At 25.9% G+C, this 10,523-nt stretch carries 13 protein-coding genes; 7 read left to right on the forward strand and 6 right to left on the reverse strand.

Annotated features, from left to right (window positions below; all coding sequences use genetic code 11):
• Positions 1-172: 172 nt before the first annotated feature.
• From CP960_RS13410 to CP960_RS13430, 5 genes are all read right to left on the reverse strand, one after another.
• Positions 173-1,096 carry an MlaD family protein gene (locus CP960_RS13410; protein ID WP_101185966.1) on the reverse strand — a complete coding sequence of 308 codons (924 nt, stop codon included), beginning with the start codon at positions 1,094-1,096 and terminating at the stop codon, positions 173-175.
• Complete coding sequence (locus CP960_RS13415; RefSeq protein ID WP_101185967.1) at positions 1,086-1,832, reverse strand: ABC transporter ATP-binding protein; 747 nt, start codon at positions 1,830-1,832, stop codon at positions 1,086-1,088. Before CP960_RS13415 ends, CP960_RS13410 begins: the two co-directional genes overlap by 11 nt.
• Positions 1,832-2,917: an MlaE family ABC transporter permease gene (locus CP960_RS13420; RefSeq protein ID WP_101185968.1), complete on the reverse strand. Its 1,086-nt coding sequence runs from the start codon at positions 2,915-2,917 to the stop codon at positions 1,832-1,834. The genes CP960_RS13415 and CP960_RS13420 overlap by 1 nt, the downstream gene beginning before the upstream one ends.
• A gap of 80 nt (positions 2,918-2,997) precedes the next feature.
• Positions 2,998-3,972, reverse strand: coding sequence for a PQQ-binding-like beta-propeller repeat protein (locus CP960_RS13425; protein WP_101185969.1), 975 nt, complete (start codon positions 3,970-3,972; stop codon positions 2,998-3,000).
• Between the two features lie 12 nt (positions 3,973-3,984).
• The gene (locus CP960_RS13430; RefSeq protein WP_101185970.1) at positions 3,985-4,566 is read right to left on the reverse strand and encodes a hypothetical protein; all 582 of its coding nucleotides are present in this window, start codon (positions 4,564-4,566) and stop codon (positions 3,985-3,987) included.
• 109 nt (positions 4,567-4,675) lie between these two features.
• Here CP960_RS13430 and CP960_RS13435 point away from each other — a divergent pair, with 109 nt between their 5' ends.
• The 7 genes from CP960_RS13435 to crcB are packed head-to-tail and all read left to right on the forward strand — an operon-like array spanning position 4,676 to position 9,930.
• Positions 4,676-5,962 carry a S41 family peptidase gene (locus CP960_RS13435; RefSeq protein ID WP_162919052.1) on the forward strand — a complete coding sequence of 429 codons (1,287 nt, stop codon included), beginning with the start codon at positions 4,676-4,678 and terminating at the stop codon, positions 5,960-5,962.
• Between the two features lie 10 nt (positions 5,963-5,972).
• Entirely contained in the window at positions 5,973-6,686 is a 714-nt protein-coding gene (purC, locus tag CP960_RS13440) for a phosphoribosylaminoimidazolesuccinocarboxamide synthase (protein WP_101185971.1), read from the forward strand.
• Between the two features lie 15 nt (positions 6,687-6,701).
• Positions 6,702-6,947: a phosphoribosylformylglycinamidine synthase subunit PurS gene (purS, locus tag CP960_RS13445; protein WP_101185972.1), complete on the forward strand. Its 246-nt coding sequence runs from the start codon at positions 6,702-6,704 to the stop codon at positions 6,945-6,947.
• A gap of 5 nt (positions 6,948-6,952) precedes the next feature.
• Positions 6,953-7,624, forward strand: a complete 672-nt coding sequence (purQ, locus tag CP960_RS13450) for a phosphoribosylformylglycinamidine synthase I (protein ID WP_101185978.1) — start codon at positions 6,953-6,955, stop codon at positions 7,622-7,624.
• Between the two features lie 48 nt (positions 7,625-7,672).
• On the forward strand, positions 7,673-8,881 hold the full coding sequence (locus tag CP960_RS13455; protein WP_101185973.1) for a hypothetical protein: 1,209 nt from the start codon (positions 7,673-7,675) through the stop codon (positions 8,879-8,881).
• Entirely contained in the window at positions 8,868-9,551 is a 684-nt protein-coding gene (locus CP960_RS13460; protein ID WP_101185974.1) for a lysophospholipid acyltransferase family protein, read from the forward strand. Before CP960_RS13455 ends, CP960_RS13460 begins: the two co-directional genes overlap by 14 nt.
• Entirely contained in the window at positions 9,541-9,930 is a 390-nt protein-coding gene (gene crcB / locus CP960_RS13465) for a fluoride efflux transporter CrcB (protein ID WP_101185975.1), read from the forward strand. Before CP960_RS13460 ends, crcB begins: the two co-directional genes overlap by 11 nt.
• Here crcB and CP960_RS13470 read toward each other — a convergent pair.
• The gene (locus CP960_RS13470; RefSeq protein WP_101185976.1) at positions 9,927-10,418 is read right to left on the reverse strand and encodes a helix-turn-helix domain-containing protein; all 492 of its coding nucleotides are present in this window, start codon (positions 10,416-10,418) and stop codon (positions 9,927-9,929) included. The genes crcB and CP960_RS13470 overlap by 4 nt on opposite strands.
• Between the last annotated feature and the right edge of the window lie 105 nt (positions 10,419-10,523).

The raw sequence follows: 10,523 nt of genomic DNA on the forward strand, positions 1-10,523 counted from the left end.
AAACTTTATTTACTTTAATTGAATTAATATAAAGTGAGTTATCAAAACTCTTTTTACTTTTATAAAAATTGTAGTTTTTTAATAAATATTTATTTGTATTAAAAGTAGTGCTTTTAATACTACAAGCTGTAAAAAAGATTGTTAAAATAAGTAATAAAAAAATATTTTTCATCTATTCTCCTGGACCAAATTCTATTTTCTCTTTTTTGAAAATAATATCACTTGGATTTTGTTTTAGTTGTTCGATTAACTCTTCACTTTTTATTAAAGTATCTTCAAGCTGAAGTAGAACACTATTTAAATTCTCTAAACTATTTTTTGAGATACTTTTTATATCAAAACTTCCTTTTTCCATCTCTTGTACTACTTTTTTAGATAATTCCATCACTTTTGCAGCAGAGAGTTTTACTATAATTGCAGACTCTTTCATTGTATCAAAAGAGCTTTTACTAGAGATTGATAAAGAGTTTATATTATTTAATATATTAGTGAGTTGTTTCTCTTTATTTAGAATATATTTTGTAATTTTATCACTATTTATCGCAGTGTTTTTACTTGCATTTAAAAGTTCTTGAAAATTATGTAAATTTTTTTCATTAAATAGTTTTCTTGTTTGTATTAATAAAAGTGATAGTTGTTTAGAAATATCTTCACTTGAATTTTCTAAGTTTGTTAAAACAGAGATTTTTGATTTGATGATTTTTTTACCATCTTTATTTTCTTTAAGTAAAGAGGAGTTTTTACTTCCTCCTTTTAATTCAATATATTTTAAACCAGTTAAACCAAGTGTTCCTAAAGTTGCAAAATTATCCTCTTTTATTGGAGTTTTGTGTTTTACTATAATATCTACTTGTATCTCTTCTGAATTTTTTGGATTGATTTTTATATTTTGTACACTTCCTACTTCTACTCCCTTAAATTTTACCGGAGAATCAATATTTAGCCCAGAGACTGACTCTTTTATATATATAGTATAACTATCTGGTTTTGAAGCTACAAAGGCATATTTCCCTAGCCAAAAAATAAAAAAAAGTAGCAGAGTAAATAAAGTTATTACAAAAACTCCAATTTTGAAGAAATTAACTTTAGTTTGCATAACTATCCTTTAATGTTAAAAAATTTTTTGTTACTTCATCTTTACTATTTAAAGCCTCATTTATTGTTCCATAAAAGTGAATTTTAGAATCTTTTAAAATAATAAATCTATCAAGTGTAGATTTAATTGTATCTAAATCATGTGTAATAATAATTACTGTTAAATTTAGTGTTTGGCTTAATTTTTTTATTAGTTTATTAAACTCAATTGTACTTTGAGGGTCTAGTCCACTTGTTGGCTCATCTAAAAAAAGAATTTTTGGTTCACTTGCAATTGCCCTTGCTAAAGCAACTCTTTTTTTCATTCCTCCACTTAATTCAGAAGGGTATAAATTGGCTGTATTTGGTTCTAATCCAACCATATTTAAAGTTGTTAATGCAATTTTATTTATTAAATCTTTTGGAAGTTTAGTATACTCTTTTAATATAACTTCAATATTTTCAATTACTGATAAAAATGAGTATAATGCACCAAACTGAAATAAATATGAGAATTGAAGTTTTAACCTTTCTTCTTCTTTTAAAGTTAAGTTATTTAGATTTTTATTAAGAAGTTTTATTTCTCCTTCTTGAATTTTTTGAAGCATTACAATTTGTTTAACAATTGTTGTTTTTCCAGAACCACTCCCTCCTAAAATTCCAAATATTTCATTCTTTTTTATATTAAAACTTATATTATCATGAATAACTCTATTGTTAAATTTTGTTGTTAGGTTATTAATCTCTATGATATTCATTATAAACCACTTTCAGTTAAAATTACAGAAAAAATTGCATTCAAAGCAATTACTGTGAAAATTGCATTTACAACACTTATTGTAGTATATTTTCCAATACTAGTAGTATTATTTTTTACTTGAAATCCTCTATAACAACCAATTACAGCAATTGCTACTCCAAAAAAGATAGATTTAACAATACCAATTATTAAATGTCTTACTTCAACTTCTTCATACATTCTATTTATAAACTCTGTATATGTAATATTTAAATCAATATATGCAACTATCATTCCAGAACCAACTGCAATAATATCTGCAAAAAATACTAGTAAAGGAAGAGCTATAAATAAAGCAAAGACTCTAGGTAGTGTTAGAAAAATCATTGGTTCAAACGCCATTGTTTTCATGGCATCAATCTCTTCTGTGATTTTCATTGCTCCAATTTGTGCAGTATAAGAGCTAGCTGTTCGTCCAGCTATAACTATTGCTGTTAAAAGAGGTGCTATTTCTCTAAACATGGTAATGCAAATCATCTCAACAATGAATATATTTGCACCAAATTTTTCAAGTTGAACTGCCCCTTGGTAGGCTATTACTATACCTACTAAAAAAGAGGTTAGAGTTATAATTGATAAAGCACTAATTGCCGAGGCATCTATATATTTAAGCATCTCTTTAAATCTAATTTTTTTTGGATTAAAAAGTGAAAAAATAAAGTAATAAGAGAGTTTTCCTAAGAAATTAATAAACTGTTTTATCTCTTTATAGTTTTCAAATGTATTTTTTCCAATAACTTCTATAAAAGAGTTATCTTTTTGCTTATTATTTTCAATTTTATCAAGATAGTATTTTTTATAATGTTCATATAAAGTTTTGAATTTATCTATATTGTTTAGTTTAATACCTTCTTTTTCTAAAGAGATTAGATATATTATTGAACAAGAGTCTATTGAAGTTAAATTTTTAAGCTCTAAAGTAGATATTTTATTTTTTTTTATATAGTTTACTAATGGAACTAAAGTAGATTTATTTAGTTCTCCTATGAGTTCAATTTTATTATTTATTGAGTAAAAATTAAAATTGAAGTTTTTATTTTTCAAGCTCTAACCTTTTTATGTATTAGAGCTATTCTATAATCTTTTCACTAAAGAAAAGATATAGAATATTATTTTATTGTAGATTATTTTACGATGAAGTATTCGTCATTGTGATAAATTATATCATCAATTGCAATAACTTTTTTTTCATTATCAAAAGAGAAATCATAGATTTTATCAGTTTTAAAATCATTACTTATGTTGATTAAATATCCTTGAGATTCAAGAGCATATAAAGAAGTTCCATAAGCTAAAGCATAAAACTTAGCATATTTATATTTTCTTCTATCTTGAATATTCAAAGAGATATCTGTTTTTATAATTTGTCCATCAATTGTTGCTATATAAATATCTTGCTCATGTGCTATAATATCTCTAATATTGTACTGTTTTAAGTTTACAACACCTGCTCCAACTGATACTATTTTATTTGAACTTGCAGCTATTAAAGTATCATTTACAACATCTAGAAAAATAATATTATTAAATTTACTATCAGCATCAACTACAATAGTTCTAATAACTTTTTTTGTTTTTGCAGAAACAACAATTACTTTTCCATCTAAAGTTGGAAATAGAATTAAGCTTCCCATATAGTATGGATTTGCAATTCTTGTATCATTTGCTAATGATTTTGAGTAATACTCTTTCATTAAGATTTTTTTGCTATTTATGTCATAAAGAGCAATTGAATTATCCATGAAAACAAGAGATAAAATATTATTATTTAATGATGCTGCAACTACACCTGTAGAAAATTCATGTTCTGTTTTATTTAGCAGTATTTTACCTAAATAGTTAGTTGAGATTACAGTGTCTTCACTTAAGTTAATAAACTCAAAACCTTCTGGAAGCTTAAAGTTTGAAACACCTTTTTTTGTAATAATTTCACCATTATCTAAAGTTGCACCAACTTTATTAAATGATTTAATATCATCACTTAATTGGGCACTGTTTGATTCATAATCACCTAAAGTGTCTTCAACTTCAAAATATTTTTTACTAGAACAACCAGTAAAAATAAAAAGTGAAGTAAGTAGTATTAAGAAATATTTCATAGATTTTTCCTTCTATTTTGTAAGTAAATAGTGATTTAATATTCTCACTAATTCATATGCTTTTGACTCTTTTGGAATAAGCTTTAATGTAACTTTTGCATCTTCAAATTTTCCATCTTTAGCTTCAATTAGAGCTTTATTAAAAAGTGCAAACTCTTTAAGTAAAAAGTTACTATCCATAGAAACATCATTTAGTTTATTAAGATTTTGCTCTTTTAATGCGTTTTGATATTTACTTAAACTATTAAAAAATAGTACATCAACATTAGTTGATTCACCAGTTTGTTTAGCTTTTAAGTATAAAGCCATATTGTATAGTTTTTTATTTGTTTCTTCTAAAGTTTTTAATGCTTCTTTATTATCCACATCATTTAAGATTTTATTAAATGCAATATTTGCTTTAATTTTATTTTGTTCGTCAAGATAGTTTTTTACACTAAGACCGATAACTGCTATAACTATGATTGTAATAGCTGCAATTAATAGTGTTTTATTTTTCTTGTAAAATCTCTCTACTTTTACGAAGCTTTCAAGAAATTTCTCTTCACTATTTAGTTCATTTTTTACAAAATCCACATTCTCTTTTAAACTCATAAATTTCCTTTTCAAAAATTAGTCATTATGTTACAAAAATTTTCATAAAACCTTACTTTTATAAAAAATTGAATATAATACAACTCTTATACAAATGAAAAGGTTAATAATGAAGAAATTTCTATTGGCTTCATCTTTTGCTTTAGTGTTTTCACAAGCGCTATTTTCAAAAGAGCAAAAAGAAGAGTTAACGCAAAGTAGATTCGAATCATTAACTAAACTAACACAAGTTATTGGTACAGTTGAGAAGTACTATGTTGATGATGTTAAGCTTCAGGAGATTGTAAATAAAGCAATTAAAGGTTTAATGCAAGAGCTAGATGCTCACTCAACATTTTTAGATAAAAAATCTTCAAAAGAGATGTCTATTCAAACAAACGGAGAGTTTGGTGGTTTAGGTATTACAGTTGGGATGAGAGATGGTGCATTAACTGTTATCTCACCAATAGATGATACACCTGCATATAAAGCAGGAGTAAAATCAGGGGATATTATTTTAAAAATTGATGATAAATCAACACTTAATATGACTTTAAATGATGCTGTTGGTCTAATGAGAGGGAAACCTAAAACAGATATAGATTTAACAGTAGTTAGAAAAGGTAATAATAAACCTATTAAAATCACAATTACAAGAGATATTATAAAAATACAATCGGTTTTTTCAAAAGCAATTGATGATGATTTATTATATTTAAGAATTTCAAGTTTTGATAAAAAAGTTACAGAAAAATTAAAAACTGCAATTAAAAAGCACTCAAAAATAAAAGGAATTATTTTAGATTTAAGAAATAATCCAGGTGGTCTTTTAAGTCAAGCTATTTCAGTTACAGATATTTTTGTAGATTCAGGTGTAATTGTTTCACAAAAAGGTAGAGATGCAACTGATGAAGAGAAATATTATGCAAAATATACAAATACATTAACTGATGTTCCAATGGTAGTTTTAGTTAATGGTGGAAGTGCAAGTGCTAGTGAGATTGTAAGTGGTGCTTTACAAGACCATAAAAGAGCAGTTGTTGTAGGAGAAAAAACATTTGGTAAAGGTTCTGTTCAAGCAGTTCTTCCAATTGTTAAAGATAGAAGTGAAAATATAAAATTAACAATTGCAAAATACTATTTACCAAGTGGTAGAACAATTCAGGCTAAAGGAATTACTCCTGATATTACTGTTTATCCAGGTAAAACAGTTAGTGAATCGTCAAATGAATTTCAAATTAAAGAAGCTGATTTGAAAAAGCATTTAGAAGGAGAGTTGCAAAAAGTTGAAAATAAGAAAAAGAAAGAGGAATCTGTTGAAAAAGATGAAATGATTATCACAAAAGAAGACATCAACAATGATAATCAATTAAATTCTGCAATCAATATTTTGAGAAGTTTAATAATTATGAAATAGAAGGGAAAAGATGAGCAAGACAGAACTTTTGTATGAAGGTAAAGCAAAAAAGATTTGGAAAACTGAAGATAAAGAGTTTTTGATTTCAGAGTTTAAAGATGATTTAACAGCTTTCAATGGAGAAAAGAAGTCTAGTGAAGAAGGAAAAGGAGCATTAAATAATCAAATCTCTAGTGCACTTTTTAAGCTTTTAAATGAAAAAGGTATTCCAACTCACTTTGTTAAGATGTTAGATGAAAATAATATGCTTCATAAATCTTGTGATGTAATAAAAATTGAAGTAATTGTAAGAAATATAGCAACAGGTTCATTAAGTAAAAACTTAGGGATTGAAAATGGAAAAGTATTACCATTTACATTAGTTGAGTTTGATTATAAAAATGATGAATTAGGTGATCCAAAAATAAATGACCAGCATGCATTAATTTTAGGACTAGTACAACACCAAGATGAGCTAGATAAAATTAGAAGAGTTGCAAGACAAATTAATGAGATTTTAAAACCATACTTTTTTGAAAGAGGTTTAAAACTAGTTGATTTTAAATTGGAGTTTGGAAAAGATAAAGATGGAAATATAATTTTAATTGATGAACTAAGTCCTGATAACTGTAGATTTTGGGATGTTGAATCTGGCGAATCACTAGATAAAGATAGATTTAGACAAGGGCAAGGTGGACTTAAACTTGCTTATGAACAAGTATTAAATAGAATTTTAAATAAATAATTAGGGAGATATAACTTGAAAGCAATCGTAAATGTAGCATTAAAACAAGGTGTTTTAGATGACCAAGGTAAAGCAACACATCATGCATTAGATACATTAGGTTTTAAACAAATAGTTAAAGATGTAAGAATTGGTAAACAAATTATAATTGAACTTAACTCTTCAAATGAAGAAGAAGCAAGAGCCGAAGTTACAAATATGTGTGAAAAACTTCTTGCTAATACAGTAATTGAAGATTATGATATAGAAATTGTAGGTTAAGAATGATGAATGTTACAGTATTACAATTTCCAGGAACAAATTGTGAATATGATACAAAGTATGCCTTTGAAAAACTTGGTTGTAATGTAGAGATTATTTGGCATAAAGATACTACTTTACCTCAAAATACAGAGCTTTTAGTAATCCCTGGAGGATTCTCTTATGGAGATTATTTAAGAAGTGGCGCAATTGCAAGATTTGCAAATATTATGGATGCGGTTCAAGAGTATGCTTCAAAAGGTGGAAAAGTTTTAGGTATTTGTAATGGGTTCCAAATTTTATTAGAGGCTGGATTACTTCCAGGAGCTATGAAAAGAAATGACTCTTTACACTTTATTTCTAAATATAACCATTTGAAAATAATCAACAATGATAACAGTTTTCTACAAGAGTTTAATGTAGGAGATATTGTAAATATTCCAGTTGCTCATCATGATGGAAACTATTTTATTGATGAAGTAGAGTTAAAAGAGCTAGAAGCAAATAATCAAATTTTATTAAAATATTGCGATAAAGATGGAAATGAAAAGAACTTAAATGGTTCTGTGTCTCAAATTGCAGGTGTTTGTAATAAACAAAAAAATGTATTTGGTTTAATGCCTCATCCAGAAAGAGCTATAGAGAAGCTATTAGGTGGAGATGATGGTGTTAAAATGCTACAAGGTTTTTTAAAATAATTTTAAGTAGTAGATACTATATCTACTACTTTATTTTAAAGAGTTTATATGAAAATAATACTATTTATACTACTAATTATTCAAATCTGTTTTGCAAATGTTAATTTTGTAAAAGAAGAGAAGTCAGTTTTTCAAGAAGATATACATAAACAATTAAATACGCAAATTGAAGATGAAAGTTTTAATCAAGCAACTGGACTTGATTATTTAAATGAAGAGAATGTTGCTACCTTACCTACTTCAAAAAACTTATATTTATCATATTTAGAATTTCCAGAACATATTTATAAAAATCAAAGATTCGAAATCACTATAAAAGCTTTAATTACGACAGAAAATTTTGATAAAATTGAAACAAGATTTGTTGACTCAAAAAATATGAATGTTTTAAACCCTGAACAAGCTTGGATGGCAGTAGATAATAATAGTTTTGAAAATAGATACTATTTCAAAGCTTATGAAGAAGATTTTATAATGCCTACTTTTCAAGTATTACTTTATAAAGATGAACAACTTATAGACTTTGCTTATTTAAAACCAAAAGAGATAATGTTTTCAAAATTGGCAAAAGGAGATAATAGTTTCTCCAATGTAATTGCAAAAGAGCTAGTTTTAAATACACATAAAACAAAACAGTATAATAATAAAGAGTTGCTAACAATTATTGATATAGATGCTAAGTACTCAAATTTAGAAGATTTTTATTTAAATGAGTTTTCAAAAGACCAAGGTATCTCAAGTATAGAAGATGAGTATCCCAATCAGCATTTGTTATATTATGTAGTTGCTCCTATTCATAAAAAGAGATTAACTTTTACATACTTTAACACTACAACTAATAGTTTTAAAACTATATCAATACCTTTAGAATTGGAAAATGAATTAGTTAGTACTCAAACAGATTTGAACCCTAGTAATTCAAATTTTGAATTATATAAAAAAGTAGCATTATTAGCTTTACTTCTTTTATTTATTATACTATTTATTTGGAAAAGAAAATATATCTATTTAGCAATTATACTTATTTTAATAATTATATCAATAATCTATCTAATGCCAAATAGACAAGCAGTTTTAAAAGATAAAACTATGATATATATTTTACCAACAAATAAATCAACTATTTTTTATCAGTTAAAAATGCCAAGACAAGTGGAAGTTTTAAATAAGAAAGAAGAGTTTATAAAAATCATGTTTACAAATGATAATAATAAAGTAATTGGATGGGTAAAGGAAGATAGATTTGTCAAGAATTAGAGCACTTTTAGTAGTAATACAATTTTCAATAACAGTTGCAATAACAATATTTTTTATGTATACATTTAGAAACCATACTCATAAAGTAATAAAAATATGGATGAAATTTCAAGTATTTTTTCTTGGAATAAAATTAGAGCAAGTAGGAGAGCTTGATGAATCATGTGATATGGTAATAATGAATCATCAAAGTCTTCTTGATATTATTGTTATGGAGTATATTCATTCAAGAAATTTAGCTTGGGTTGCAAAAAAAGAGATAACTGATTTACCTTTTTTTGGACATATAATAAAAGCTCCAAGAATGATATCTATTGATAGAGAGAATAAAGCAGGGCTTGTTAAACTTTTAAGAGAATCAAAAGATAGACTATCAAAAGGAAGACCAATTGCTATTTTTCCAGAAGGTACAAGAACAGATGGTAAATCAATGCTTCCTTTTAAAAGTGGTGCTAAAATGGTAGCAGATAAATTGAAATTAAGAGTACAACCTGTTGTAATGCTAAATACAAGAGATATATTAGATTCAAAAAAACTTACATGTAATCCTGGAATTGTAAAAGTAATCTATTTAGAACCTGTTCAAGCTTCAAAAGACACGGATTGGTTTAAACAAACAGAATTAAAAATGAATGAAGTTTTAAAACAAGAGTTAAAAAATGAGCTTTAATTGGCATGCTGCTTTAGCAATAGGGATAGGAGGATTCTTAGGAGCTATTGTTAGAGCTTATGCTGTACATTTAACAAATAAGTATATACCTTTAGAGTTTCCTTTAGGAATTTTATTTGTAAATATTTTAGGAAGTTTTTTAATAGGTTTAGTCTTTGCCATTTTTGCTCACTATAATTTAAGTGATAATTTAAAACTATTTCTTACTACAGGTTTTTTAGGAGCACTAACTACATATTCAACTTTTGCTATTGAGACATTCTTTTTACTTCAAAGTTCTTTTATAATTGCTGTTGCAAATATAGTATTAAATGTTTTAGGAACTATATTCGCAGCAGCTGCAGGATATAAGATTTTACAATTCTTCCTTAATCATTAGTAGCTATCAGTAAAATCTTTTATCTCTCTTACTTTTTTTACTACATTATCATATAATGCATCTGGCATATAAGGAAGTAGTGATATTAATTCATCAATTTTATCTTTATTTGTTTTATATGTATAAATTTTTTCAACTTGTTTAGTCATTGCTTGTTCCCAATGGCATAAATCTTCAATTCTATTTTTGATTAATTCAAGTTCATTTTTTGACAAGTCTTTTAATATATACTTTAAATATCTACTTCTACTATTTGAATTGTCTTCAAATAACTCTTGCTCTGCTACATTTAATGCTTCTGCTATATATGGAATAAAATCAGCTTTAATTGATGATGTTCCATTTAAATAAGCATAAATTGAAGACACAGATGGTGCCTCACCTAATCTATTAACTTTTGGATTTACAGCCAAAAGTCTTGCTGCAAACTCTTTTTTTGTGAGTTTTTTTTCTTTTAATATTTGATTAATTCTTTCATAAATTTCCATATTATTACCTTTTTCGAAATTTTACTAAAGTGTCTTACAGTTAAACTAAAGAAAATATAACAAACATTATATTTCGTATAGTTAAATAATATAAATTAACATATA

Source organism: Malaciobacter halophilus, from assembly GCF_002837275.1.
Lineage (GTDB): Bacteria > Campylobacterota > Campylobacteria > Campylobacterales > Arcobacteraceae > Malaciobacter > Malaciobacter halophilus.